25 protein-coding genes and 1 pseudogene are annotated in these 25,281 nt (G+C 69.3%); 12 read left to right on the top strand and 14 right to left on the bottom strand.

Features of this window, described 5'->3' with window-relative positions; all coding sequences use genetic code 11:
- The 3 genes from D7V77_RS25025 to D7V77_RS25015 form a co-directional block, all read left to right on the top strand.
- Positions 1–1,518 (top strand): alpha/beta hydrolase-fold protein (locus D7V77_RS25025; protein WP_233597210.1); only part of this gene is annotated, 1,518 nt, incomplete at its 5' end.
- The gene (locus D7V77_RS25020) at positions 1,515–1,847 is read left to right on the top strand and encodes a hypothetical protein (RefSeq protein ID WP_120578815.1); all 333 of its coding nucleotides are present in this window, start codon (positions 1,515–1,517) and stop codon (positions 1,845–1,847) included. The genes D7V77_RS25025 and D7V77_RS25020, both read left to right, overlap by 4 nt.
- A 32-nt stretch (positions 1,848–1,879) precedes the next feature.
- The gene (locus D7V77_RS25015; protein WP_120578814.1) at positions 1,880–2,191 is read left to right on the top strand and encodes a hypothetical protein; all 312 of its coding nucleotides are present in this window, start codon (positions 1,880–1,882) and stop codon (positions 2,189–2,191) included.
- A 219-nt stretch (positions 2,192–2,410) separates the two neighbouring features.
- Here D7V77_RS25015 and D7V77_RS25010 read toward each other — a convergent pair whose 3' ends face one another.
- The 7 genes from D7V77_RS25010 to D7V77_RS24980 form a co-directional block, all read right to left on the bottom strand.
- Positions 2,411–3,058 (bottom strand): hypothetical protein, encoded by a 648-nt coding sequence (locus tag D7V77_RS25010; RefSeq protein WP_147452149.1) that lies wholly within the window; start codon positions 3,056–3,058, stop codon positions 2,411–2,413.
- Positions 3,059–3,693: 635 nt separating this feature from the next.
- Positions 3,694–4,893, bottom strand: coding sequence for a spore photoproduct lyase family protein (locus D7V77_RS25005; protein ID WP_233597209.1), 1,200 nt, complete (start codon positions 4,891–4,893; stop codon positions 3,694–3,696).
- A gap of 17 nt (positions 4,894–4,910) precedes the next feature.
- Entirely contained in the window at positions 4,911–6,677 is a 1,767-nt protein-coding gene (locus tag D7V77_RS25000; protein ID WP_120578812.1) for a glycoside hydrolase family 88 protein, read from the bottom strand.
- A gap of 115 nt (positions 6,678–6,792) precedes the next feature.
- Positions 6,793–7,911, bottom strand: a complete 1,119-nt coding sequence (locus tag D7V77_RS24995; RefSeq protein WP_120578811.1) for an aldo/keto reductase — start codon at positions 7,909–7,911, stop codon at positions 6,793–6,795.
- A 102-nt stretch (positions 7,912–8,013) separates the two neighbouring features.
- Positions 8,014–8,598, bottom strand: a complete 585-nt coding sequence (locus D7V77_RS24990; protein WP_120578810.1) for a TetR/AcrR family transcriptional regulator — start codon at positions 8,596–8,598, stop codon at positions 8,014–8,016.
- Between the two features lie 62 nt (positions 8,599–8,660).
- Positions 8,661–10,457: an amidase gene (locus tag D7V77_RS24985; RefSeq protein WP_120578809.1), complete on the bottom strand. Its 1,797-nt coding sequence runs from the start codon at positions 10,455–10,457 to the stop codon at positions 8,661–8,663.
- A 47-nt stretch (positions 10,458–10,504) separates the two neighbouring features.
- The gene (locus D7V77_RS24980) at positions 10,505–11,224 is read right to left on the bottom strand and encodes a sterol desaturase family protein (protein ID WP_120578808.1); all 720 of its coding nucleotides are present in this window, start codon (positions 11,222–11,224) and stop codon (positions 10,505–10,507) included.
- Between the two features lie 130 nt (positions 11,225–11,354).
- On the opposite strand from D7V77_RS24980, the gene D7V77_RS24975 reads away from it, so the two are divergent.
- Complete coding sequence (locus D7V77_RS24975) at positions 11,355–12,206, top strand: hypothetical protein (protein WP_120578807.1); 852 nt, start codon at positions 11,355–11,357, stop codon at positions 12,204–12,206.
- 15 nt (positions 12,207–12,221) lie between these two features.
- On the opposite strand, the gene D7V77_RS24970 is transcribed toward D7V77_RS24975, so the two are convergent.
- The 5 genes from D7V77_RS24970 to D7V77_RS24950 all read right to left on the bottom strand — a co-directional run bounded on the left by D7V77_RS24970 (position 12,222) and on the right by D7V77_RS24950 (position 15,372).
- On the bottom strand, positions 12,222–12,701 hold the full coding sequence (locus tag D7V77_RS24970; protein ID WP_120578806.1) for a DUF4126 family protein: 480 nt from the start codon (positions 12,699–12,701) through the stop codon (positions 12,222–12,224).
- Positions 12,702–12,783: 82 nt separating this feature from the next.
- Positions 12,784–13,581 carry a hypothetical protein gene (locus D7V77_RS24965; RefSeq protein ID WP_120578805.1) on the bottom strand — a complete coding sequence of 266 codons (798 nt, stop codon included), beginning with the start codon at positions 13,579–13,581 and terminating at the stop codon, positions 12,784–12,786.
- A 9-nt stretch (positions 13,582–13,590) separates the two neighbouring features.
- The gene (locus tag D7V77_RS24960; RefSeq protein ID WP_120578804.1) at positions 13,591–14,043 is read right to left on the bottom strand and encodes a type II toxin-antitoxin system RatA family toxin; all 453 of its coding nucleotides are present in this window, start codon (positions 14,041–14,043) and stop codon (positions 13,591–13,593) included.
- Complete coding sequence (locus D7V77_RS24955; protein WP_120578803.1) at positions 14,040–14,480, bottom strand: group II truncated hemoglobin; 441 nt, start codon at positions 14,478–14,480, stop codon at positions 14,040–14,042. The genes D7V77_RS24960 and D7V77_RS24955 overlap by 4 nt, the downstream gene beginning before the upstream one ends.
- Before the next feature lie 7 nt (positions 14,481–14,487).
- Positions 14,488–15,372, bottom strand: coding sequence for a 5'-3' exonuclease H3TH domain-containing protein (locus tag D7V77_RS24950; protein WP_120578802.1), 885 nt, complete (start codon positions 15,370–15,372; stop codon positions 14,488–14,490).
- A 232-nt stretch (positions 15,373–15,604) separates the two neighbouring features.
- Here D7V77_RS24950 and D7V77_RS24945 point away from each other — a divergent pair, with 232 nt between their 5' ends.
- The 5 genes from D7V77_RS24945 to D7V77_RS24925 all read left to right on the top strand — a co-directional run bounded on the left by D7V77_RS24945 (position 15,605) and on the right by D7V77_RS24925 (position 19,675).
- Positions 15,605–15,967, top strand: coding sequence for a DUF4398 domain-containing protein (locus tag D7V77_RS24945; protein ID WP_120578801.1), 363 nt, complete (start codon positions 15,605–15,607; stop codon positions 15,965–15,967).
- 33 nt (positions 15,968–16,000) lie between these two features.
- A complete protein-coding gene (locus tag D7V77_RS24940; protein WP_120578800.1) occupies positions 16,001–17,239 on the top strand; it encodes an OmpA family protein in 1,239 nt (412 codons plus the stop codon).
- A gap of 124 nt (positions 17,240–17,363) precedes the next feature.
- On the top strand, positions 17,364–17,957 hold the full coding sequence (locus D7V77_RS24935; protein WP_120578799.1) for a GNAT family N-acetyltransferase: 594 nt from the start codon (positions 17,364–17,366) through the stop codon (positions 17,955–17,957).
- Between the two features lie 225 nt (positions 17,958–18,182).
- Complete coding sequence (locus tag D7V77_RS24930) at positions 18,183–19,202, top strand: hypothetical protein (protein WP_233597208.1); 1,020 nt, start codon at positions 18,183–18,185, stop codon at positions 19,200–19,202.
- Positions 19,203–19,237: 35 nt separating this feature from the next.
- Entirely contained in the window at positions 19,238–19,675 is a 438-nt protein-coding gene (locus D7V77_RS24925) for a hypothetical protein (RefSeq protein ID WP_233597207.1), read from the top strand.
- Positions 19,676–19,689: 14 nt separating this feature from the next.
- Here D7V77_RS24925 and D7V77_RS24920 read toward each other — a convergent pair whose 3' ends face one another.
- Positions 19,690–21,756: a S9 family peptidase gene (locus tag D7V77_RS24920; protein ID WP_120578797.1), complete on the bottom strand. Its 2,067-nt coding sequence runs from the start codon at positions 21,754–21,756 to the stop codon at positions 19,690–19,692.
- 50 nt (positions 21,757–21,806) lie between these two features.
- Entirely contained in the window at positions 21,807–22,328 is a 522-nt protein-coding gene (locus D7V77_RS24915; RefSeq protein WP_120578796.1) for a hypothetical protein, read from the bottom strand.
- Between the two features lie 374 nt (positions 22,329–22,702).
- Here D7V77_RS24915 and D7V77_RS24910 point away from each other — a divergent pair, with 374 nt between their 5' ends.
- The 3 genes and pseudogenes from D7V77_RS24910 to D7V77_RS24900 form a co-directional block, all read left to right on the top strand.
- Positions 22,703–23,827: an AI-2E family transporter gene (locus D7V77_RS24910; RefSeq protein ID WP_233597206.1), complete on the top strand. Its 1,125-nt coding sequence runs from the start codon at positions 22,703–22,705 to the stop codon at positions 23,825–23,827.
- 14 nt (positions 23,828–23,841) lie between these two features.
- Complete coding sequence (locus D7V77_RS24905) at positions 23,842–24,438, top strand: DedA family protein (protein WP_120578795.1); 597 nt, start codon at positions 23,842–23,844, stop codon at positions 24,436–24,438.
- Positions 24,439–24,653: 215 nt separating this feature from the next.
- Positions 24,654–25,281 (top strand): annotated as a pseudogene (locus D7V77_RS24900) (cell wall metabolism sensor histidine kinase WalK); the annotation flags it as partial.

Below are 25,281 nucleotides of genomic sequence, written 5' to 3'. Positions count from 1 at the left end.
AGGCCCACCCTGTTGCTCGTCCTGGCGTTGGCGGCCCTCTGGGGCTGTTCCTCCGACAAGCCGAAGCCCGTCGAGCAGGTCTTCTCCGACGTCCAGTTCGACCTCACCGTCCCACCGGAGACGCCGGTCGACGCGGAGATCTTCCTCAAGGGCCCCACCGCCACGTTCGGCGGCACGGACGGGAGGGGCCTGGAGATGGTCTACCAGGGCGGCCGTCAGTTCAGCCTGAAGGCCCGGCTGCCCAAGAACACCGCCTTCACCTACGCGGTGCGAATGACGGCGCCCACGGCCCAGGTGGCGCTGGACGCCCAGGGTGCACCGGAGGCGGACCGCACCGTCACCGCCCGTGAGAACGAGGAGACTGTCACCCTCACGGTGGAGCGCTTCGGCGCCGAGGGGGGGCAGACAGGCGCGAGGACCGTGTTCATCGTCCAGGTCCCGGACATCACGCCGGTTGGGGCCAAGGTGTGGCTGTCCGGAAACCTACCGGAGCTCGGAGGCTGGGATGGGGCGGGGGTGGAACTCTACCAGGCCGTGGACAATGCCTACGCGGGCGCCGTCACCTTCGCGGCGGCCACCGGCATGGAGTTCAAGGTGACGCGCGGCTCGTGGGAGACGGTGGAGAAGAGCGCCAGGGGCACGGAGGTGGCCAACCACACTTTCACCACCGGCGGCGGCTTCGAGCGCGTGCCCGTGGCGGTGAAGGGATGGGCGGACCTCTCCACGCCACCGCCGCCCACCGGCGACGTGCGCTACCTGCGCAACGTCGTGCCCCAGCATTCCAGCCTCAAGCCGCGCGACGTCATCATCTGGCTGCCGCCCGGCTACGAGGCGGACGCCACGCACCGCTACCCGGTGCTCTACATGCACGACGGCCAGAACCTGATGGACGACAGCACCGCGTTCGCGGGCGAGTGGAACGTGGATGAGACAGCGCAGGCGCTGGTGGAGTCCGGCAAGGTGGAGCCGCTCATCATCGTGGGCATCTACAACACGAGCGACCGCATCGCGGAGTACACGCCCGTGCCAGCTCCGAAGTACCCGGACGCGGGCCGCGCGGACGTGTACGGCCAGTTCCTCATCCAGGAGCTGAAACCGAGCATCGATGCGAAGTTCCGCACGAAGCCGGAGGCGGAGTTCACGGGGCTTGCGGGCTCATCGCTGGGCGGGCTCGTCTCCCTGTCGCTGGGCCTCAAGCATCCGGACGTCTTCAGCCGCTTGGGAGTGGTGTCGCCGTCGGTGTGGTGGGCGGACCGGGAGATTGTCTCGGAGGTGAACGCGCTCACCACGAAGCCCGCGCTGCGCATCTGGGAGGACATCGGCACCAACGAAGGCGACGGCGACGAGGCGGAGACGGTGGCGGATGCGCAGGCGCTGCGCGACGCGCTGGTGGCCAAGGGCTGGGTGCTGGACGACGACCTCAAGTACACGGTGGTGGAGGGAGGCCAGCACAACGAGGCCGCGTGGAGCGCGCGCTTCGGTGACCTCCTGCGCTTCCTGTATCCCGTGAAGCAGTGACGAAGCCGCCGCCCCTCACCACCCCGGATGGACGCTACCTGGTGGTGGACGGGCGGCTGTGGCGCCGCAGCAATCCAGCGCTCGGGCCCCGGCAGCGAGAACTGCTGGTGGCCGCGCTGATGCGGGCCCGTGCCGACGTGGGCCGGGCGAAGCGAACAAAGGACGCGGCCCTGGAGCGCCGGGCGCGGGACCGCGTGCACCGCGCCAAGGTGGGCTTGGGGGAGCGGGGCGCGCCGTGGTGGACGGATGGCACGCCGGACCTCAACCGGCGCCTCGTCCAGAACACGCCCTACGCCGCCTGGTTCCAGGACCTGCCCCAGGTCCCGTGAACCGGTTGTGACTTGAACGCCCACCTCCGGGTGTGAACGTCGAGGGCACGCAGCCCACGCAGCTGGACTGTGTGGTGGAGGGAGCGTTCGCCACGCTGCCGGAGCTGTCATCCAATCAGCGCGTGCAGTTCACGCGGCAACCGGACCTGACGTACGCGGACTTCGCGAGCCGCATCACGTGCGCCTTCCCGGGGCTGGATCAGGTGCTGCAGCACGAGCCGGGCAACGGCACGGAGGTGCCGGTGGTGGCTGCGGGCGCGCACGACGCCCACAACCTCTACATCGTGTACTTCCCCGTATCGCACCGCACCGCGGTGTTCTGGCTCATCCAGCACGAATACTGAGCGAGAAAGCACGGCGGTTCTGTGATGGCAGCCCGGTGTGTCCGCCACACCGGTGCTGCCGCGACTACAGCGGGTCCGTAAGACAGGGTCGGATCGCCTCGGCATTGAAGCAGGCATGAGCAGCCGCGAGGGAACCGCGTTGCCAGCAGACGCTGTCGCCAGTTCCAAGGGAAGGCCGAAAGTGACGAATGGCGGGAGGCCCCGCTGTTCCCGCACAAATCAGGCAATACCTGACGCCTTTCGCTTTCGACGTCCAGTGTCGTCCATAACGTGCCTACGCTCGACTGCTGCGGTGGGCGGGAGAACCTGGAGCTTGCCAGCGGTCCTTCGCGCTCCTGAGTCCCAGACAAACCACGCATATTCGATGCTGTCAGTCCCCTTTCCGGTGAAGGAAGGGCGGTCAGGCAGCACGTAGACGTCCGGACAATGCTCCCGCATGAACACATTCCGCTTGTTCGAAGCCAAGAAGTTGAGCCGCAGCAGCATAGCCACATGAGTGGACAGCTCTAGGCAGTGCGCTACGAACTCCATCGCGTCCAGATAGGGCGGGTTGGTCACGACCACGTCGAACGGCCTTTTCGAATGGAGCGCCGCTCGCGGCTGGTAGCCCATGAAGTCGCCGATCTCGATCGACTCAACCCCCGGAATCGTCCTGAGGAGGGGCTCGAACCGCCGCTGGATTTCCACCGCCGTCCACCGCACATCAGCCCGAGCGATGGTCGATATGATCGCTCCCTCGCCTGCACAAGGCTCCAGCCAGTGCCCTCCCTTGAAGTGGACCGCCTCCATCAGACGTCGTACCGCCCACGCCGGGGTCGGGTACTCGTCGAAGCCGGTTCGCTCAGCCCCTCGATTCGTAGAACTCATGTGAGGGGCGCATCCCAGCACATCCACGGCTGCTTCTTGCGCATTTTCGAGGACGTGGCGACGACGGCTTCAAGTTTCTTTCGCGGCCAAGTCACTGCAAAGAATATAGGGCGCGCCATTGGGTGGGACCCCTTGATCCTCCTCCTTTAGTGCGCGGCAGGGCTCACACCAACTGTGGATACCATCCGGAGCATTCGCAGTGATCCGGTGGACGGTCACGCCGAACTCATCCAATCTCCGAAAGGCATGTTCCTTCAGTGTGTTTCCGGAACAGTTCGGACAGGCCTTGTATTTACCAAGCGGACTGCCAACGCCCTTCCGAAGAGTCTGACTGCAGTGCGCACACTCAAGACCAGCACCAGGGAGAGTCATGGCAAAGCCATAACACGAACTTCCGACGTTCCAAATCCTACTCAGATGTACAGCCTCACAGACCAGCCATTGACTCTGGGTCTAAATGGAACCGTGACGGAGGTCATGGTAGCCACCAAGTCCACAGCACCTCTCACCTTTCGGAATTGCCTCCCCACTGCACAGAAGCTCAAGCGCATCGGCGTATCTCGTTCACGCGCCCCTTCACGCTCATCGCATTCGCAAACCCATCTGCACTGGCGTTCAGGAGAGCCCGAGGTTGTTTAGAAGGCGTACCGCACGCGGCAGTACGGCAGGTGCTTCGCGAGCAGTGCCTCGAACTCCGCCACGTGGCGGCCCTTGAATCCGGTGCGGTAGCGCACGTTGACGCCGCCGCCCTGGGACACCTTCGTCTCCTGGATTTCAGGCCGCCACAGCAGCTCCTCCGCCTTCGGGTGCCAGCCCAGGTTCACCTCGTGCAGGCCCGCGTTGTGCGTGAGGAAGATGATTTCACACGCGAGCTGCTGCTTCGCCCGTTCCCCAATGCCTGCGTCCACCTGCTGGAACAGCTCCACGTAGGCGTCCTGCCAGCCCTCGTGAAGGACGACGGGGGAGAAGTTGAGGTGCACCTCGTAGCCGGCGGCCACGAAGTCATCGATGGCGGCGATGCGCTCCGCGATGGGACTGGTGCGCACGTCCAACAGCTTCGCCGGCGCGTGCGGCATCAGGCTGAAGCGGATGCGCGTCTTGCCCTTCGGCTCGTAGGTGAGCAGCTCGCGGTTGACCAGCTTGGTGGCGAAGCTGGCCTTGGCGTTGGGCAGCATGGTGAACAGCCGCACCAGGTCCCGCACATTGTCGCTGATGGCCGCGTCCGCGGAGCAGTCGCTGTTGCACCCGATGTCGTAGACCCACGCGTGCGGATCCACCGTGTTGGGCTCCAGCTTGGGCCCGCGCTTGTGCGCGTGCTTGCGGATGGCCTCCTGGATGCGGTCGATGTTCACGAACACCGTGACCGGGTTCGCGTAGCCCTTGTTGCGCGGCACGTAGCAGTACGCGCACGCCATGACGCAGCCGTTCGCCGTGGAGGGCGCGATGAAGTCCGAGCTGCGGTCGTTGGCGATGAAGGACAGCGTCTTCTTCACGCCCAGCACCAGGGTGCTGCCCTTGATGCGATTCCAGGCCTCCACGTTGCCTTCGTTGCCGAAGAGGCCGGGGATGTGCTGGTGCGAGGCCACCTCCACCCGCTCCGCGTCCGGGTAGTGCTCGAGAATCTCCCGGCCGCGCGCATGCTCCCGCACAGCGGGCTCCAGGTAGATGCGCGACACCTTCAACAGCCGGTCGAGCGGGCCGGGGCCCTTCAGGACGGCGGCCGGGCGCGGGGCGGGGTCCGGGAGGAAGAGGTCCAGGTTCGTCACCCGGCGGATGTAACCGTGTTTCGTCTCCCATGCACCCGCGGTGGCCCACCCTGACGTCGGGCGGGCCACCGGGCAGGGGCCTGCTGTCAACGCTCGGACGGAACCGCGCGGCCTGTGGAGGCGGGGGCCGGCGCGTCCAGTTGCTTCCACAGGGCCTCAGGCAGCGGGGGCCGCTTCTCCATCGCCGCCGCGACGCTCGCGGTGGGCGCGTAGACGCGGTGGTTGTTCACTCGGAAGTCGCTGTCCGTCACGGTGGAGATGACCGCGACGCGGCCCAGGTCGTCGATGGGCGGCCCGTCCGCTCGGAACGCGACCCGGTCCACGAGCAGCACCTCCGCGGCGCCGGGTGGCGTCACCCAGACGGAGTAGCGCTTCGCGAGCAGGTCCACGTTCATGCGGAAGTGGTACGTCTGGTTGCGCACGTACGGCACCCGGCGGATCCACGAGTAGCCCGCGCCGTTGCGCACCTGGAAGATGCCGTCCTCACTCATGCGCAGCGCCATGTTCAGCCGGTTGAAGGCTGTCACCTCCGTGGAGCTGTCCGTCCAGCCCACCACGCCGCCGCCCAGGTTGTCCGCCAGCGGGGTGAGGTCGAACTCCACGATGCGCGTGCCCGTGTTGGTGGTGCCCAGCAGGTGCTGGCTCCGCGGCAGGTCCAGCTTCGAGTACCAGGGGTAGTTGGGGCGCGGGTTGAAGCGCAGCAGCGCCTCCAGGAAGTAGTAGTCGCCGTAGATGAGGCTGACGTTGATCTCCTGCCCCGCCGGGTAGTTGCCCACGCCGTGCAGCAGCAGGCCCGGGCTGTTGGTGCCCTGCGCCAGGTACGCGGGCGACGCCAGCGAGTCGAGCATGGCCAGCGCGGCGTTGCGGTAGGTGGTGCGCCGGGTGGCGTCCGTCTCCAGGGTGCTCAGCTCCAGCAGGGCGGACGCGACGGCGGCCGCGGCGGAGGAGTCCTTGGACTGGCTGGGCGCGTTGAAGTCCCAGTTGGGCACGCGGTCCGCGGGCAGGTTCGCCAGGTAGTAGTCCGTCACCCGGCGGGCCGCGGTGAGGAAGCGAGCGTCCTGCGTGTAGCGGTACACCATCGTGTAGCCGTAGATGAGCCACGCCTGCCCGCGCGCCCAGGTGGAGCTGGCGGAGTAGCCCTGGAAGGTGCCTCGCGAACGGATGGTGCCGTTGTTGTTGTAGTCCACGTAGTGGAACGAGCTGCCATTGGGGCGCACCGCGTCCTGGAGCGTCCGGAGCGCGTGGTTCACCGCCATGGTGCGCCAGATGGCGGGACCGCCGTTCTGGGCGCCCCAGAGCAGCAGCTCGATGTCCATCATCGTGTCGGTGACGAGCGGGATGTTCCAGGCCGAGTTCCAATCACAACAATCGATGATGCCGACGGTGCTGTTGTAGCGCGTGGCCAGCGACGCGGCGGAGGTGAGCAGCACGTCTCGGTAGTAGGGATTGCCGGTGAGCCGCCACGCATTGCCGTAGCTGTTGTACATCTTGAAGCCCAGGTCGTGCGTCTCCGTGTTGGTCTTCTGGACCTCCAGGGGGCGCGTCCACATGTCCGCGCGGTCACGCCAGTAGGGCTCGTTGGCGACCTGGAACATGAACCACATGCTCCCGGGGAAGAAGCCCTGCGTCCACGCGACCTTGTCCGTGTTGGCCACCGTGGTCCACGTCCCGTTGGACAGGGATGCCTTGGGTGAGCGGTTCACGCTGGGCATCTCCAGCACGGTGTCCGCGAGCTGCGAGCGGGCGAACGTGAACACGCGCACCGCGTCCGCGTCCGTGAAGGCATTCGCCACCGGCGCCACCAGCAACGCCAACATCCACCACAGCTTCACTCCCGGCTTTGGCAATCCCATACACCCTCCCCTGTCTGACCGGCGCGGAAGGTGTCGGTGTGCCACCCCGGGGACCAGCGGCCCCGGGGTCTCAAGCGGCCGCTCCCCCCGCCCTGACGGAGGGATGGGGTGTGCCCTACCCGACCCGGGGCGCGGCTCCGGTGAACACGGGCGGCGAGTAGCCCGCGGGCTTGTCCCCCACCGCGGCGTTGCCGTGCAGGTTCAGCTGGTAGGGATTGGAGAACATGCCGTGGGGGAACGGCACGGGCGGCGCGCTGGCCTCGTCCAGTTGGCGGCGCAGCTCGGCGGGGATGCTGAAGTCGAGCGCGGCGAGGTTGCCGTCCAGCTGCTTCGGGTTCGTGGCGCCGATGATGACCGAGCCCACCCCGGGCTGCGTGGCCACCCAGTTCAGCGCCACCTGGGACATGTCCCGGCCCAGCTCCTTGGACACCTGCTCCAGCGCGGAGACGATGCGCCAGTTGCGTTCCGTGAACAGGCCCAGCTGGTTGCCGCCCACCGCGGAGTTGAGGCGGCCCTCGCCATGGGCGCCGGCCTCGCTCGGCCGGTATTTGCCGGAGAGCAGGCCCGCACCCAGCGGGCTCCAGGTGGTGATGCCCATGCCCAGCGTCTGGGCCAGCGGCACGTATTCGTGCTCCAGGCTGCGCTCCACCAGCGAGTACTGGAGTTGCAGGTTGATGAGCGGCGTGAGCGCGTGCGCCTCCGCCCAGGTCTGCGCGCGCGCCGCGTACCAGGACGGCACGTCGGACAGGCCCGCGTAGCGGATCTTCCCCGCGCGCACGAGGTCATCGAACGTGCGGACCACCTCCTCCGCCGGGGTGAGGCGGTCCCAGGTGTGCAGCAGGAACAGGTCGATGTAGTCCGTGCGCAGCCGCTTCAGTGAAGCCTCCACCGCGCGCAGCATGTTCTTGCGGCTGTTGCCGCCCGCGTTCGGGTCGCCCGGGCGGGTGGCGTTGTACGTGTACTTGGTGGCGACGACGACGCGGTCCCGGTCGCCACGCTCCTCCAGGAACTTCCCGATGAGCGTCTCACTGCTGCCGTGCGTGTAGAGGTCGGCGGTGTCCACGAAGTTGCCGCCCGCATCCAGGTAGCGGTTGAACAGCGTCCGGGACACGTCCTCCGTGGAGCCCCAGGGACCGCCATAGGTCCCCTCCTTCCCGAACGTCATCGTGCCCAGCGACAGCGGGCTGACGCGCAGCCCCGAACGGCCCAGCAGGTAGTAGCGATCCATCGACATGGTGTGACTCCCTTCCAGCGGCTTATTTGGACCAATCAATCCAGATACAGACATGCGAAGACGGCGCGGGGGCTTCCCGCGACGGAAGAACAGCGGGGTGGGCTACTGGGCCCTGAGGCCCGCCATCGCGAAGTCCACGACGTCGCGCAGGGCGTCTGGCGGGGTGCCGGCCTTGGCGCTCAGGCGCAGCCCGCCGATGGTGGCCAGGAGGAAGCTGGCGGCGACGCCCGGGTCCACCCTGGGATTGAGCTCTCCCTTGCGCTGGGCATCCTTCACGACGCGCTCCAGCGCGCCCTGGCCCAGGGCGCCTCCGGTCTTCAGCAGCGTGGCGACCTCCGCGTCCACGTGCGCGAGCTCCGCGGTGGCGTTCACGAAGAGGCAGCCCCGGGCGCGCACCTTCTGGGTGCCATTGGGGATGGAGAGGAGGTACTCGCGGATGGCGCCCAGGGGCGACGGATGGGAGCGCAGGCACTCCACCAGGTTGGCGCTGTACTCCGCCTGGTAGGCGCGCAGGGCCTCCAGGTAGAGGCCGTGCTTGTCCCCGAAGGTGTCGTACATGCTCTGCCGGCCAATGCCCATGGCGCGCAGCAGGTCGTCCGTGGAGGTGGCCTCATAGCCCTGCTCCCAGAAGACCTGCATCGCCCGGCGCACCGCCTCGTCCCGGTCGAACTCCTTCGTGCGTGCCATGCCCCCTACGTAATGATTCTGGACTGACCTGTCAAAATAATCGGACCGGGGCTTTCTGCTGGCTAGAAGCCGGGCGGGCGCTCGGCGGCGACGCCGGAGGCCCGCTCCAAGGCGATGCCCACGCGGCCCAGGGTGCCCTCGTCGAAGAGCTGACCGATGAGCGTCACGCCGTGGGGGACACGGCGCGGGGTGGCGAAGGTGGGCATGGGGCGCTTGGGGTCCGGTGCCCAGTCGCTGCGGGCCTTGGACACCTCCACGAAGCCGGTGCGCAGCGTGAGCGACGGGTGGCCTGTGTGGTTGGTGATGGTGAGGGCTTCGTCGCGCAGCGAAGGCACGAGCAGCACGTCCACCTGAGACATGATGCGCGCCATCTCCTGGGCCACCTTGCGGCGCAGCCGGTCCGCCTGGACGAAGTCCACCGCGGACAGGAAGCGGGACTGGCGGAAGAGGTTGGGCCACGCGTCGGGCGTCTGCATCTTCAGCGCGTCCACGCCGTGGGTGAGCGTGAGCTCTTCGAAGGCGGCGGCGGCCTCCGCGAAGAGGATGACGTTGAGCGAGGAGTACGGCCAGTCGGGGAACTGCACCTCCACCGGCGTCAGGCCCAGCCCCTTGAGCGTCTCCAGCGCCGCGCGGTCCACGTCCGTGGCGGGGTTCTCCTTCATCCACGCGGGCACGTAGCCCACGCGCAGGCCCTTCACGGGCGCGTTCGCGTCGAAGTCCAGCTTCGCGGATACGCTCGCCACGTCGCCCGCGTCCGCGCCGTTGAGCGCGGCGAGCACCAGCAGCGAGTCCTCCACCCCGCGCGTCATGGGCCCCAGCTTGTCCAGCGACCAGCACAGCGTCATCGCGCCCGTGCGCGGCACGCGGCCGTAGGTGGGACGCAGACCGGTGATGCCGCAGCGCATGGACGGCGACACGATGCTGCCGCCCGTCTCACTGCCCAGGGAGAAGCCCACGAGCCCGGCAGCCGTCGCCGCGCCCGGCCCCGCGCTGCTTCCCGAGGAGCCCTCTTCCGGCAGCCACGGGTTCTTCGTCTCGCCGCCGAACCAGATGTCATTGAGCGCGAGCGCGCCCAGGCTGAGCTTCGCCACCAGCACGGCGCCCGCGCGGTGCAGCCGCTCCACCGCTGCGGCATCCGTGGTGGGGACGCGGTCTCGGAACGGCTCGGCGCCGTAGGTGGTGCGGATGCCCGCGGTGTCCACCAGGTCCTTCGCTCCCCAGGGGATGCCGTGCAGCGGGCCCTTGTAGCGGCCCGCCGCGATGTCCTTGTCCGCCTGCCGGGCCTGCTGGAGCGCAAGCTCCTCCGTCAGCGTGATGACGCACTGGAGCTTCGGGTCATGGCGCTTCAGCCGCGACAAGTAGAGCTGCGTGAGCCGCTCCGACGTGATGGCTCGTGACTGTACCCAGCGCGACTGCTGCGTGAGCGGCGCGAAGGCGATGTCCTCTTCCTTCGCGGGCAGCGGCACCTTCGCGTCGCGGCTGCGCACGAAGCGCTCCTTCGCGGGCGCGGTGGGCTTGAGCCCCGGCAGCGACGGGTTCCACTGCGAGGCGGGCGACAGCGTGGGCTCCAGTTCCAGCTTGCGAGGGCCGGTACGGCGCTCGTGCAGCGGGGCCAGGGACACGCGCCAGTTGCCGGCGGCCTGGGTGCGCTCGGCGGGCGTGAGCTGCACCTGCATCAGCTTTTCGGCCTCCGCGAAGGTGGTGGGGCTCACCTCCGGCCCCACCGTGGGGCCCGCGCCGAAGGTGGGCGGCGCACCCGCGGGCGGGGCGGACGTGCCCGCGTCCGGCGCCGCGGAGACAGCGGTGCTCGCGAGTCCAATCACGGTGTGGGTCAGGAACTGCCGACGCGAGCTGCTCATTGCGCGACCTCACGGATGAAGCGAAGGGGGCGCCAGTGTGCCACCGCCTACGAGCGATGCACGTCGCGGAAGGCGAGCATGGCGCTCAGCTGCTGTTCCTTCGCGTCATCGAACCCGCACGTGGCGTCCCACGTGGCCGGGTTCTCGTAGGTGCCGAACAACATGTCCCAGATGGGGAGGTCGCCGTAGTTGTTCTTGTGCTTGCCGTACTCGTGATGGATGCGGTGCATCTCCGGCCGCTGGAAGAACCAGCCCACCCAGCGCGGGGTGCGGATGTTGGTGTGGTAGAAGTATTCGCCCAGCGCGCAGCAGGCCGTGTTGATGGCGCCCGCCGCCGGGCTCAACCCCAGCACCGTGTAGACGAGCAGCCCGCCAATGAGGCTGTTCACCGTCATCTCCAGCGGGTGCTTGTAGAAGCTGGTGATGACCTCCAGCCGCTGCGGGCTGTGGTGGATTTGATGGAAGAACCGCCAGAGCACGTCGCTCTCGTGCCGGGCGCGGTGCCACCAGTAGAAGACGAACGTGGCGATGAGGTAGGCCAGCACGCCGCCCACCACCGGGTTCACATGCCGGGACAGGTGGAAGACCGAGTGCGCGGAGAACCACCGGTCCCAGGTGTAGCCGCCCAGCACCACCACGCCCACCTGCGCCAGGTTGATGAGCACCACCCGCAGGTGCCAGCCGCGCACGCGGGGCAGCTTCCACCCCAGGGACAGCTGTTCAATGAGAAAGCAGAAGCCGGCGATGAGGACGAGCCAGGGCAGCATGGAAATCCTTCCGTGACGACAGGCTGGCCCTGTCTACGAACGACGTGCCCGAATATGTCTTTCGACCTGGCGGACACTGTCACCTGGGAGGAATGGGACGGGAGGGACGGGGGCTGGCATCCTGCTGGCCATGGCTCGGAACAGCACCCTGACGGCGCGGTTGGGTTACATCGACACGCAGGCCACCTTCGTGCAGGCGGCGCTGCTGGCGGCGCACGGGGCGGGGGCTCGCGCGGGCGGCTTCCGCGTGTCGGACGTGCGCTTCTACTTCCTGCTGTTCACCAATTGGGTCGAGCACGACGTGACCCGGCCCTCGCAGGACATCGACCTGACGCAGGTGAGGCGGACGCTGGAGCGACTGGTGCGCGGCGGCCACGCGGAGGCGAGCACGAGCGCGCCCGTGAAGGGGCTGCCTCGGGGCCGCCGGTACGTGCTCACCGGCGAGGGGCTGTGCTCGCTGGCGGAAGGGCTGGCCGGGCGGGAGCGGGCGCCGCTGGAGGAGGCGCTGTTCGTGGTCTGCTTCGCGGCGAGCTACCGCGACGCGGTGCTGTCGCGCGTGGAGGGTCGGGCCCGGGCGCTGTCTCCGGCGGTGCGAAGGCGAGTGGAGCGGGCGTTGGATCCGCTGCGGCTGGTGAAGGAGGCGCAGCGCACGTCGGCGGCGGTGCTCGCGGACCTGGAGGAGCGGGTGGAGGCGGGCTTGCGGTACGAGGAGCAGTCACGCAAGGCCATGGCCCGCGCGGAGCCCGTGGCGGACGTGGTGCGCGCGCTGGAGGCGGCGGGTTCGTACCAACTGCACCGGGTGCGGCCGTTGGGCGAGGTGCTGCTCGCGCTGCCGGAGGACCTGCGCCAGTTCGAATTGACGGAGGGCATGGGCCTGCGCTCGCGGCTGCTCTTCGCGCCCCTGGCGGAGCGGGCGCGGGCGGAGCATGCGGTGCTGGCGCGGCTGGAGGCGCGGCTCACCCCCGGCAAGTCGCCGGGGTGAGCCACGGAGCGAGGCCTAACGCAGCGCCCGGGTGAGGCGCGAGCCCAGGGCCAGAGCGAGGCCATCCTCGACCAGGCCCGCGGCCACGTTCGGCACGCGCAGCTTCTGCGTCAGGAGACGGCGGAAGCCGTAGAAGACATAGCTGGAGGCGATGGCGGCGGCGGCGCCGACGAGTGCGAAGCCAAGCTTCGCTCCCTTGCGCTTGCGTGACACCGCGGCGCCGGTGATGGCCCCGGAGAGGATGCGGCCTGTCAGGACCGGCAAGGCGGTGCGCGCTGGCGTCTTGGGGCTCTTGTCCCCCACCAGCTCGCCGAGCGCCAGGAAGCCCAGGCGCTGCGACACCTTCCTCGACGCAAGGCCCGGCAGGGCCCGCTTCAGGGCGCGTGTCGGCTTGCGCGACAGCTCTCGCGACAGGAACGCGGGCGCCGTCATGCTGCGCATCCCGGCGAGGACGCCGAAGCCCGCCGCCGTCCAGATTTCGTTGTTCGTTCGCATGGATCCCAACCCCCAGATGGGTGGTGAAAACTGGAGGGTGGGGGCGCATCGCCCGTCCGGCCACCGCCGGGCGAGCGGGCACTCAAGCGGACGGCGGCGCGGACGGCTTGGGCACGCGCAACATCCAACCCGCGAGCAACGCGCCCAGCGCGGCCACCAGCGTTCCGCAGTTCTCATACACATGCCTGGGGAGCACGCCCACCATGAGGCCCAACACGCCCAGCCCCAGGAAACCGCGCCGGACCAGGGTGCGTTCCCATGCCTTCGTCGCGAAGGCGGTGGAGAAGAAATAGAGGACCGCGGAGCCAACGACCTGCACCCAGGGCACCAGGGACCGTACGGGCCGCCACGCCACCATCTCCAACCTGTCGAAGAAGCCAACCCCGCCTCCTGGGGGTGCCAGGCCGGCTTCTCCCGCCAGTTGCTCAGCGGTGGCCCCGAACATGTGCCGCATGTCATCCGCCAGGAAGAAGTAGACGGCTTGAATCAGGGTCGCCACGACCAGCACCGTGAGGATCCAGCCCTTGGGCGCGGGCGGCACGGACGGCTCGGTGTGCTTGCGCAGCGCCTCCAGGTGCTCCGGGGCGACCTCCAGCGGGTGCGGATAGGACATGGCCAGCAATGCCTGCGTCGCGGCGGCGCTGACAGGCGTGCCCTGTTCGTCCACCAGCTGCTTCACGCCCTCCTTCGCCAACAGCGCGTGCAACGCGGGCGCGAGCGTCGACGGGTCCTCCGTCTGGACCCACCGGGCGATGATGGCGTTGAGGTACCCGGCCTTCAGGGCGCGCGATGAGCCCGAGGCCCTCGCCGCCTCCTCGAACAGCGGCTCCAGCTCATGGACAGCTGGGGTGGCGTGGGACGACTGTAGCTGCGTGCTCATCCCGCGAGTCTATGCCGCGCCGGGGACACCTGCGTCCAGCCGTCGCTTCAGGTCGCGCAGCCGTCCCCGGACCTCACGGGTCAGGGTCCACTTCAGGAGCGGCGTGAGCCAGCCGAAGGGGCGCCGCAATTCAAAGGCATACGTGAAGGTGACGCGCGTCTCGCCGGGGGCGTCCTCATCAAACCGCCACGAGCCCGCGAAGCTTTCGAACAGGCGCGGGCCCCGCGTCATCTTCACCGCCGTGACGGCGGGCGGCTGGAAGGACACGTACTGCGTCTCCATCCCCAGCCCGTGCCACGACACGCACCAGGCCTTCACGCCCGGCCCGGCTTCCGTCGCGCCGTCCATCAGCACCGCCTCGCGCAGGAACGTGTCCCAGACGAGCCGCTGCCCGTAGTCCTGCGTGTACGCAAAGACGCGCTCGCGCGGACAGGTGATGCGGATGGACTCGGTGAACCTCATCCTTCCGTGTTGCGGAGGAAGTCCGCCACCTGGGCGAAGCGGTCATCCAGGAAGCTTCGCAGGCCGCCGGTGATGCCCTGTTTGTCCATGGCCTTCTGCATGCAGCGCAGCCACGCGTCCCGCATCGCCGTGTCCACCGGCAGGTGTCCGTGGCGCATGCGCAGCCGGGGGTGGCCGTGCGTCGCGCTGTAGTGCTGCGGCCCGCCCAGCCAGCCCACCAGGAACATGCCGAAGCGCTGGCGCGTGCCGCGGTTCACCTTGCCCTCGGCGTCCAGCTCGTGGATGGCGGCGAGCGCGGGCTCCTCCGCGTCCATCACGTCGTAGAAGGCCTCCGCCAGCGCGTGGACGGGCGCCTCGCCGCCCATGCGGGTGAAGGGGGTGTCGTCCAGCGTGGGGACCCAGCCGTCCGACGGCGGGGGCTTCAATTCCATGCTCATGTCTTCCTCATGCCGCCCAGCGCTTCGGCCGGCGCTGGAGGCTCTTCAATCCCAATCCTTCACAGAACGCCTTGAAGCGCGCTTCCGGAACGCCCTTCCACTCCATGTCCGCGAGCGACGTCGTGCCCGGCAGCGGCGCGTCCTCCACCAGCGTGGCCAGCGTGCGGTACAGCCGCGCGTCCTCGCGGTGCGCCTTCAGCGTCGCCGCCAGCTTGTCCGCGCCCCGCACCTTCACCGTCCACTCCGCCGCGTTGTCCGGGATGGACTCCAGATGTCCATACGCCTGGAGCACCGCCGCCGCGCCCTTCGCCCCGAAGCCCGCCAGCCCCGGGATGCCGTCCGCGTCGTCGCCCATCAGCGCCAGCAGGTCCGGGACGCTCTCCGGCGCCACGCCCAGCTTCGCCTTCACCCCGTCCGCGTCCACCACCTTCTGCTGCCGCCGGTCCACCTGCACCACGCGCCGGCCGCGCACGCACTGGCCCAGGTCCTTGTCCGGCGTGAGCAGCCGCACCTGCTCCACCTCGCCCGCCCAGCGCGCCGCCCCGGTGGCCAGCGCGTCGTCCGCCTCCTGGTCCTTCATGGACCAGACGCGCACGCCCAGCGCCGCCACGGCCTCCTCCACCAGGTCGAACTGCGCGCGCAGCTCCGGCGGCACGCCCTCGTCACCCTTGTAACCGTCGAACAGCGCGTTGCGGAACGAGCGGATGGGGTTGTCGAACGCGACCGCGACGTGCGTCACGGCCTCCTGCTCGTCGTGCAGGAGGGCGAGCAGGGAGTCCATCACCCCGGCCGTGGCCTTCACGTCACGCCCGTCCGGCGCGGTGGTGCCCGGCCGGGGCGAGAAGTGGGCCCGGTACAGCTCATACGTGCCGTCCACGAGGTGCAGGCGCATGTTCTCCCTCTAGCGTCCCTCCCGCCGCACGGCCAGCAGCCCGTGCGCGGGCCTGGAAGGAACCGGCCTGTGCGCCTCGTTCCCTACACGACGCCTGTCAACCCCCTTGGCCAGCATGCCTGGTGGGGACAGGTCGCCGATGCCGACTGGCCGGGCACCCCCCATTTTCCAAACCAACTCCCTCTGGGCCGCGCCGGAGCGTCCCAGCATTTCCACCGGCATGAGGTGATCCATGCGCCCGAAGCTGTTCGCCGCCGCCCTGCTCTCCATCGCGGCCCTTGGCTGTGCAGGCAAGCAGGTGATTGCGACATCCACCCATCAGCAGCGCGTGCAGGCGGAAGCCGCGCTCCGCTCGGCGGAGAACTCCCAGGCGCCGAACGTGCCCGAGGCTGCCCGGCATCTGGAGTTCGCGCGTCAGCAGATCGCCGACGGTGAGCGGCTGATTCAGGAGGGTGAGCAGGATGCCGCGGAGCTGCGGTTCCGTCAGGCGGCCGCGGACGCGGACCTGGCGTCAGCGCTGGCCCGCGCGGTGCCGCTGAAGAACGAGGCGCGGCGGGCTTCCGAGCAGGCCGAGTCCCTGCGCAGCGGTCAGTGAGTCCCCTACCTCTAGCCTTGTGAGGAGCGAGTCATGCAGCGTTGGAAACTTGGATGGTTGGCGGTCGCGGGAGTCACGGCGCTCTCGGTGGGGTGTGCGCACGGTCCTCCGCCCAGTGAATTGACCGCGGCGCGCCAGGCGTACCGCGACGTGTCCACGAGCCCCGAGGGCCGCGAGCGCCCCGCGGACGTGGCGGCGGCGCGGGCGGCCCTGCAGGAGGCGGAGAACGAGTACGCGGAGAGCAAGGGCTCGGTGAAGACGCGCTCGCTGGCGTACGTGGCCCTGCGCAAGGCGGAGATCGCCGATGCGCGCGGCGAGGCGGACCTGGCCGCGCAGCAGCGGGCCCAGGCGGAACAGTCCCTGCGTGAGCAGCAGGAAGCGCGCGCGAAGAACCTCACGCGTCAGCAGGAGGAGGACCGCGCGAGGTACGAAGCCCAGCGTCAGCAGTATGAGCAGCAGCGCCAGCAGTACGATGCACAGCGCGCGCAGGAGGCCGAGCGGCTGCGCACGGCGGACGCGCAGCAGCGTCAGCAACTGGAAGCGGAGATGCAGCGGCGCACGGAGCAGCAGCAAGCCGAAGCGCAGCGACTGGCCGAGCTGAACCAGCAGCTCCAGCAGCGCACGCAGGAGTTGGAGCAGGAGCGACAGGCTCGGCTCCAGGCGGAGCAGCGCGCGTCGCAGGCGCTGACGCGGCTGCAGGATGAGAACGTGAAGGTGCGGGAAGAGGCGCGCGGCACGGTGGTGACGTTGTCGGGCAGCGTGCTGTTCGCGACGAACGCGACGGAGCTGCTGCCCGCGGCGCGCGACCGGCTGTCGGAGGTGGCGACGGCGCTGAAGCAGGCGAAGAATCCGTTGCTCATCGAGGGCCACACGGATTCGCGAGGCGCGGAGGACTACAACGACCAGCTGTCGGAGCGTCGTGCGGAGAGCGTGAGGAACTTCCTGGTGAACCAGGGCGTCCCGCAGGACCGAATCCAGGTCCGAGGCATGGGTGAGAACCGGCCGGTGGCGTCGAACAGCACGGCGGAGGGCCGCGCCAACAACCGCCGCGTGGAGATCGTGGTGGAGCGCAACGTGGCCGGTGCGCAGCCATCGCGCAGTGGAGGCGTGGGCGGCAGCGGAGCGCAGCAGCCTGAGCAGGGCGACCAGGGCCCGGATGCGAAGCCGCACGGCGCGGGCGTGGACCACCAGAGCCCGCAGCCCGAGCAGGGCACGGGAGGCGGCGGGGCGCAGCAGCAGGTGCCCCAGCAGCCCATGGACCACGGCGAGTAACGCACGCCAGTGCTCCCTGAGCATGAAGGTCCTCACTCCATGCGGGTGGGGACCTTTTTCTTCATCCGCGCTTCATGCGCGCACGTCCCGTAGGAGCGCGTTACCCTTGAAGTCCGGCACCGCCATGATCGACAAGTCGCCAGTCCTGCTCACCACCGAGCGCCTGCACCTGATGCTGCTGCCGCCAGACTCGGCGGAGCGGGTGCTTGCGTACCACGTGGCCAACAAGGACCACCTGGGCCCGGTGTCCCCGGCGCGCCCGGGGACATTCTTCTCTGGGGCCTACTGGCGGACGCGGCTGGCTCAGGACCGCGAGGACTTCCGCCACGACCTGTCCCTGCGCGTCTTCATCCTCCCCAAGGGCCAGCCCCTCGCGCTCGCGCCCGTCATCGGCAACGCCACGCTCGCCCACATCCGCCGGGGACCGCTCCAGGCCGCGGACCTGGGCTACGGCCTGGATCACCGCCACGAGGGCAAGGGCCTCATGACCGAAGCCCTCCGCGCCTTCTGCGACTTCGCCTTCAGCGCCATGGGCCTGCACCGGCTCCAGGCCAACCACCTGCCGGAGAACCTGCGCAGCGCCGCCGTCCTCCGCCGCCTCGGCTTCATCCCCGAGGGCTACGCCCGCGACTTCCTCCTCATCAACGGCCAGTGGCGCGACCACGTGCTCAATTCGCTCGTGGCCCCCGCCGAGCCCGGCCTCCGCGGCGGTCCCTGACCTTCCACCAATTTTGTCGATATTGACGATATGGAGCCTTAAAAAGGCTTCTGTTTGGGGTTTAAACGCCAATATCGACAAAATTGAATGAGACCCGGGCCTTCCCATCTCCGTGACGAGTTCTGGCGGAATCCGCCGCCGCTGCCTCGTGGCGTCAAGCTGGTGCAGCAGGAAGCAGTCGTGGTGCCCCGAGTGGGCCCACGGGGGGAATCCCTCTACGACCTCGTGGAAATCCAGCTCCCGGAGAGCCGCGTTCCCGTGTTGTTGGGGTATCGCGCCCCTCTCTTCCCAGCGGATGTGCTGAGCCAACGCGAGAAGCTGTTCGCCCTGCGCGAGCAGCTTCAACGCAGGGACGCGGATCCGCGCTCGCTGCCCGCCTTCCGACTCCCGATGCTCGTCACGGACTCGGCCTCCGCCAACGTCATCGACCTCTGCGAGCGCGAGGAACTGGGCTTGCTCGACATGCGCGGAACGTTCTTCCTGCGCACGGGCAGCACCTTCATCCGGGTGCAGGGACATCGGCCCCTGGAGCGCACGCCTCGCGAGCCCTTGTTCCATGGAAAGGGGTGCCGGCTCGTGCGCGTCCTGCTCCAGTCCCCCGACCAGCGCTGGACCATTCGTGCGCTCTCCGAGCAGACCCAGACGAGCTACTCCTATGCGCACGGGGTCACGACGAGACTCTTGAAGGAAGGCTTCGTCGAAGGAGGCCGCAGCACCGGCTTCCGGCTTCGGGATCCGGCGTCCCTGCTGAGGGCATGGCTGACGAGCGACAAGCCGACAGCCGTCACCCGGGAAGGGTTCAACGCGCCATCCACGACCCCGGACCTGCTCAACAAGGCGCATGCCTTGCTGACCTCCCAGGGCATCCGCTCGACCTTCACGCTGGCGAGCGCCCTGCGCCCCGACGAACGGTCCGTCTCCGGCATCCCCCACGGCATCTATCTTTCGGGATCCCTTGAGCCAGCCGTCTCAGCCTTCGGACTGCGCCGGATGCCCCCGCACAACTTCTTCGTGCTTCGTCCGGAGCCAGCCGCCGAAACCGATGCGGGCGGCATCTACCATGCACAGCGACTGCTACCGCACGGTCCAGCAGTCGCGCTGCCCCAGCTGGCCGTGGACTTCCACCAAAGCGGCGGCAGGGGAACCGAACAGGCGGAGGAGTTGGTGCGGCGCTTCGCACGGACCCGCCCTCTTTCGGATGAGCCTCATGACGGACGAAGAGCAATTCGACGAGGTCCTCGGTGAGTTGAGCGAAGACCTTGCCCGGTGGGCAGATGGACGTGGACCTCTTCGCGCCCAAGGACGTCGACCCCAACGAGCTGCCCACCGGAATGACGCCCTTGCCGGACGCACGGCTGGCACTCCGCCGCGGTCAGGCCGTGGTCCTGGTCACAGGAAGGCCGCTGCGGATCCTGCTGCCGGATGCCACGGGGTTCCTGACGATGAAAGAACGCGCCAAGCGTGAGCTGCGACCTGACAAGACCAAGGACAGCTTCGACATGTTCGCCTACGTCAAGCTGGTGGGCCCTCAGTCCGTGCGTGCTTCCCTGCTGCAGGCAGGTGAAGCAGGGCGGGCGCTCCGAGACAGGTTGCTCACGCTCTTCTGGAACACGGAAGCACCAGGCCCGCGCGACGTCATCCGCTACGCCGCGAGCCTCGATGCAGACGAGCAGGCCCTGCTGGCCCAAGCAGCGGTCGACCTGTTCGCGGAACTCTGAGCCCCGGCACCAGCTCAGCGCGCCGGCGCCCGCACCTTCGGCTTCGACTCCGTCACCGCCGGCAGGTTCGCGTCGAACCAGTCCAGCGTGCGCAAGAGCCGGTCCTTCTGGTGCTCGGGCTTGCGCAGGCTGTGGCCCTCATCCGCGTAGATGACCAACTGGGTCTTCACGCCCAGCGTCTTCAGCGCCTTGTGGAACTCGTAGCCCTGCGACGCGGGGACCTCCAGGTCCCTTTCACCGTGCAGCACCAGCGTGGGCGTCTTCACCTGCTTCACTCCGTTGATGGGCGAGGAGCGCGTGTACACCTCCGGCTCGTCGTACACCGTCGCTCCGAAGTACGGCAGCATCCATGAGTCGATGTGGTTCGTGCCGTAGTAGCTCTGCCAGTTCGCGATGCCCGCGCCCGCCACCGCCGCCTGGAAGCGCTGCGTCCGAGTCACCGCCCACATCGTCAGGAAGCCGCCGTAGCTCCACCCAGTGATGCCCTGCCGCGCTGGATCCACCGGCGCTGACGCCAGCACCGCGTCCAGCCCCGCCAGCACGTCGTTGAAATCCCCGAAGCCGAAGTCCCGGCGGTTCGCCTGCACGAACGCTTCACCCTGGCCGTAGCTGCCTCGCGGGTTGGGCATGAACACCGCGTAGCCCCTCGCCGTGAACAACGCCGTCTGCGGATTGAACCCCGGCAGCACTCCCGCCGCCGGCCCTCCGTGCACCACCGTCACCATGGGCGCCTTGCGTCCGGACGCGTCCGGCACCGGCAACACCAGCCAGCCCTGCACCGGCTGACCGTCGCTCGTCCACGTCACGCTGCGCACGTCGCCCACCGTCACGCGCACGTCCGCGTTGAGGCGCGTCACCTGCTTCCACGCTCCCACCGGCCCCGTCCACAGCTCCGGCGCCTGGATGATGGCGTCGCGCACCACCGCGCTCGTCACGCCGTCCTTCCCCAGCGACACCTTCACGTGCTCCGGGCCCTTCCACAATGTCTTCACTTCTCCGCCGCCCGGAGCCACCGCCATCAGCGCGGCCTCGCCCTGCGCCTGCGCCACGAACACCAGCCGCTCCGCCGTGGGCCAGAACAGGTCCGTGGCCGTCGCCTTCAGCCCCTCCGTCACGTTCCGCGCGGGCGGCACCTTCGCGGGCAGCTCCGCCTTCTCCCCGAACCGCACCTTCGCCGCCAGCCGCTCTGGCACCGACGCCACGAGCACGTCCCCGCCCGTGTTGCCCTCGTCGCTCATCAGCCCCTCGATGAACGCGAGCTGCCGTCCGTCCGGACTCCACGCGGGCTCCGCCACCTGCCACCTGGGCGTGTGCAGCAGCGACGTCTCTCCCGTCCCCGACTCCACCGCGTACACCCGCGCGCTCCACCAGTTCGCATCCCCCGGTGGCTTCGAGGCCGTCACCGCCACCCGGGCGCCGTCCGGACTCCACGCGTACTCGTGGATGAACAAACTCGCGGGCGACACCCACCGCAGCCGCATGTCCTCCACCGCCACCACCGCGAAGCGCTTCACCGGCGGAGACGCCTGCACCACGCCCGTCTCGCGCGCCGCCGGCCCCCGAGGCCCCAGCGCGTCTTCCGCGCCCTCGATGACGAGCAGCCCCACGGACTTCCCGTCGGGCGACCACTTCGGCGCCGCCAGCACGCCCTTCACCGTGGTGAGCCGCCTCGAGGGCCCGCCCGTCCCCGATGCGTCCGCCACGTAGAGCTGTTTCGCCCGGCCCTCACCCGCAGTGGAGAGGAACGCGAGCTGCCGGCCGTCCGGGCTCCATGACAGCGAACCCTCCGCGCACGGCGCGCCATCCTTCGACGCGGTGACGCGCACCGGCGCCCGCTCCGGATGCGCCAGCTCCCGCACCTGGAGCCTCGCGGCCTCCGCGGTCCCCGGCACCGACTCCACCCAGGCCACCCGCGTGCCGTCCGGCGACAGCGACACCTCGCGGATCCGCACCATCCGCTGGAGCGCGTCGTACGCCGCGCTGGCCTCCACCCGCGCGGGCACAGGCGCGGGCGCCGCCCCGAACGCCAGCGCGCCCCACACCCAACACCCCACCGCCACAGCCAGGCTTGCCGCTCGCATCCGCCGCCTTCCGAAAAGCACAGGAGGGCGGAGTCTAGCGGACCTCCCGCTCAGTGCAGCTGCGTGGGCAACATGGGCAGCCCGTGGAAGAAGCGCCGCCCGCTCTCGAAGCGGTGGTGGAACGTCACGCGCTGATCCAGGTACAGCCGCGCCATCTCCTCCTCTCCGTACGCGCGGAAGAACGCGGCGCGTGCTTCATCACAGGCCCGCTCGTACTCCACGCACAGCGCCTCCCAGTCCTCCGGTGGAAGCTCCCCTTCCGGCCAGCCCTCGCTGGTGAGGCCGTAGTCGCGCTCCATCGCGTCCAGCTCGCGCGCCCGCATCCTCACGCGCGGATCCTCCGCGATGGCCTCGTCCGCCATCGCCGTGAGGATGTGCGCCACCAGGAAGAAGCCCGCGTCCGGCGGCACCGCTCCCGCGTCCCGCGCGCCCCGGAACGTCACCAGCAGCTGCGCGTCCATCTCCTCGCCGCCCAGCTCCGCCAGCTTCGCCGCCAGCCCGCGCCACCGGGCCTCGGTCTCGAGGGCCTCCCGCCGCACCCCTTCCAGCTCCTGCTCACCCATCTTTTTCATGGTGTCCTCTCCCGGCCCGCGAAAGTCCCTTCCCACGAAGGTTCCCATCCACGTCTGACGCTCGGGCCCGGCAAACCGTGCTGTCCCCTTTTTCCACGACGTCCCGGCGCGTCAGGTGCACGACGCCCGAGCGCGGCGCCGTCACGTTGCGGACGCGCAACCGTGCTCGGGGGGACGGACGGCCTGGCGGCCAACCCGGGCGTTTCGGGGCTGCCGGGGTGACGAACCACCAGGCCGGTGATTGCGTCCGGTGGAGCCCCTTCGCGAACGCCGGGTGTCACCCGCAGGACGCTTGAGCGAGGCCCGGACCCGGCGCGCACACTTGGAAGCCGACAGTGGTTGCCGCCGGGCGCGGGATGACGCATCCGCAGGACATGAGGCCCGAAGCCGGTGGCCTGTCCTGGGGAGCCTCGCCGGTGTCCGAGCCCGTCGTCCCGCCGCAGCTGAAGTCCCAGGTGTCGCCCCGCACGGTGTTCACCGTGTGCCTCGTGGTGCTGGGGGTGATGGTCCTGGTGGTGCTCGTCGCCAAGACGCGCGTGGCGCTCACGCTCACCGGCATCGCGGCGCTCATCGCGCTGTCGCTGGAGCACGGCGTGTCGCGGCTGGAGAAGCGCGGCTTCAAGCGGTGGCTGGCCATCGCCGTGGTGCTGTTCGGGCTGTTCGTGGCCACCGTGGCGCTGGGCCTGCTGGTGATTCCGGACCTGGTGACCCAGGTGGACGCACTGGTGACGCAGTGGCCTCACCTGTGGAAGCAGATGCGCGGCACCGGCATCTTGCGCGCGCTCAACCAGCGGCTTCAGAGCCTGGGCTGGAATGAACGGCTGGAGGAGGCCACGCCCGCGATCGCGGGCCCCCTGCCCGCGCTCCTGATGAGCGCCATTGGCGGCGTGGTGGGCCTCCTGGGCGGCATGCTCACCGTCTTCTTCCTGGTGGTGTTCATGCTGGTGTTCGGCGGCGGCGTGCTCAAGCGCCTGCTGGAGCTGGCCCGCCCCGACCACCGGCTGCGCTACGTGCGCGTGCTGCGCAACGTGTACACCGCGACGGGCGGCTACCTGTCCGGCATCACCCTCATCTGCGCCATCAACGCCACGCTCACCACCACCATGCTGGCGGTGCTGGGCATGCCCTTCTACCTGCCCCTGGGCGTGGCCAGCGGCTTCTCCAGCCTGGTGCCCTACGCGGGGCCCATCATCGCGGGCGGCATCATCACGCTGCTCACGCTGGCCACCGGCGGCCTGTGGAAGGCGCTCGCGGTGTTCATCTACTTCCTCCTCTACGGCCAGCTGGAGGGCAACGTGATGGCGCCGCTCGTGTTCAAGCGCACCGTGCACGTCAACCCGCTCGTCACCCTGCTCGCGGTCCTCTTCTGCGTGGAGCTGGCGGGCATCGTGGGCGCGGTGGTGGCCGTGCCCGTGGCGGCCACCCTGCAGATCATCGTCCGCGAAGTCCTCCTCTTCCGCCAGGAGCGCCGCGCCGCGGCCGTGCTCCCAGAGCCCTGACGGGCCGAGCCCCGATGACCGACTCGCCCCTCCAGTTCCTCGTGACGCACGGCTCCGGCCCGCTGCTCTTCGTCGTGCTCGTGGCGGGAGGGTTGGGGCTACCGTTCCCGGAGGACCTGGTGCAGCTGGCGGCGGGCGTGCTCTCGCACCGTGGCGCGATGCCGCTTCCGGCCGCCATCGCGCTGTGCTTCACGGGCGTGCTGTGCGGGGACACCGTCCTCTTCTTCACGGCGCGCCGGCTGGGGCAGGCGCTCTACACGCACCGGCGCACCCGCCGCCTGTTCCCGCCCGAGCGCCGCGAGCGCATCCAGGGCCTGTACGCGAAGCACGGCTCGCGCGTCGTCTTCGTGGGCCGGTTCATGTCCGTGCTGCGCGTGCCGGTGTTCGCCATGGCCGCCGCGGAGGGCATGCCCTTTCGCCGCTTCCTTCTCTGGGACGGGCTGGCGCTGTGCCTGAGCTCGCCCCTGGTGGTGACGCTGGGCTACCTGGGCTCCGCGAGCGTGGACCGCGTGGCGAAGGGCGTGGGCCGCGTGGAGCACTTCGTCGCGCTGGCGGGCGTGGCCGCGCTGCTCGTCGTGCTCGCCGTGCGGCATGCCCGCGAGAAGCGATAGCCCCGCCCGGCCCCCTGAAATCCGCGAGCGGCGGTCCCTGCCACCCCACCCGGGGCCGAAGCAAGCAAGCTCACACTTGCTCTTGATGCCACGGCACGCGCCGCGTGAATCCGCTATCAAACCAACGGTTTCCCTGGACGAACATCCGAGGCCTCATGACTCTCCCCAGTCCCTCCCAGGCCGGTTCCACGGCGGTGTCGTCCCCGGAAGGGGGAATGGACTGGCTGTCCGGCGGCGGTGAGATGGGGCGGTTGATCCGCTCCATGGACTGGTCGGGGACGCCGCTCGGGCCGGTGGAGACCTGGCCGCAGAGCCTGCGCACGACGGTCAGCCTGTGCCTGTCCTCCACCTTCCCCATCCTCATCGCGTGGGGACCGGAGCGCGTGCAGCTCTACAACGACAGCTACCGGCCCATCTGCGGCGCGAAGCACCCGGAGTCCATGGGCCAGCCCTTCCGCGACTGCTGGGCCACGGCACTGCCGGTGGTGGGCGGCGTGTTCGAGAAGGCGGGCACGGGCGTGGGTTCCTACATCGAGAACCAGCGCATGTTCCTGGACCGGTACGGCTACCTGGAGGAGGCCTTCATGACCTTCTCCTTCAGCCCCATCCGCGACGAGTCCGGACGCGTGGGCGGCCTCTTCCACCCCATCACGGAGGTGACGGAGAAGATGCTCAGCGCGCGGCGCACGCAGACGCTGCGCGAGCTGTCCGCCCTCTTGGGCAAGGTGAAGACGTTGGAGGACATTGGCGCCGCGCTGCCGCAGTTGCAGCAGGACGCCGCGCTCGACGTGCCCTTCCTCCTCCTCTACCGCCGCGACGAGTCCGCTCCTCGCGTCCATTGGG

This window comes from Corallococcus sp. CA041A, assembly GCF_003612075.1.
GTDB classification, from domain to species: domain Bacteria; phylum Myxococcota; class Myxococcia; order Myxococcales; family Myxococcaceae; genus Corallococcus; species Corallococcus exiguus.
Note: the sequence above shows the minus strand (reverse complement) of the source record. Positions and strands in the feature narration are given on the sequence as shown.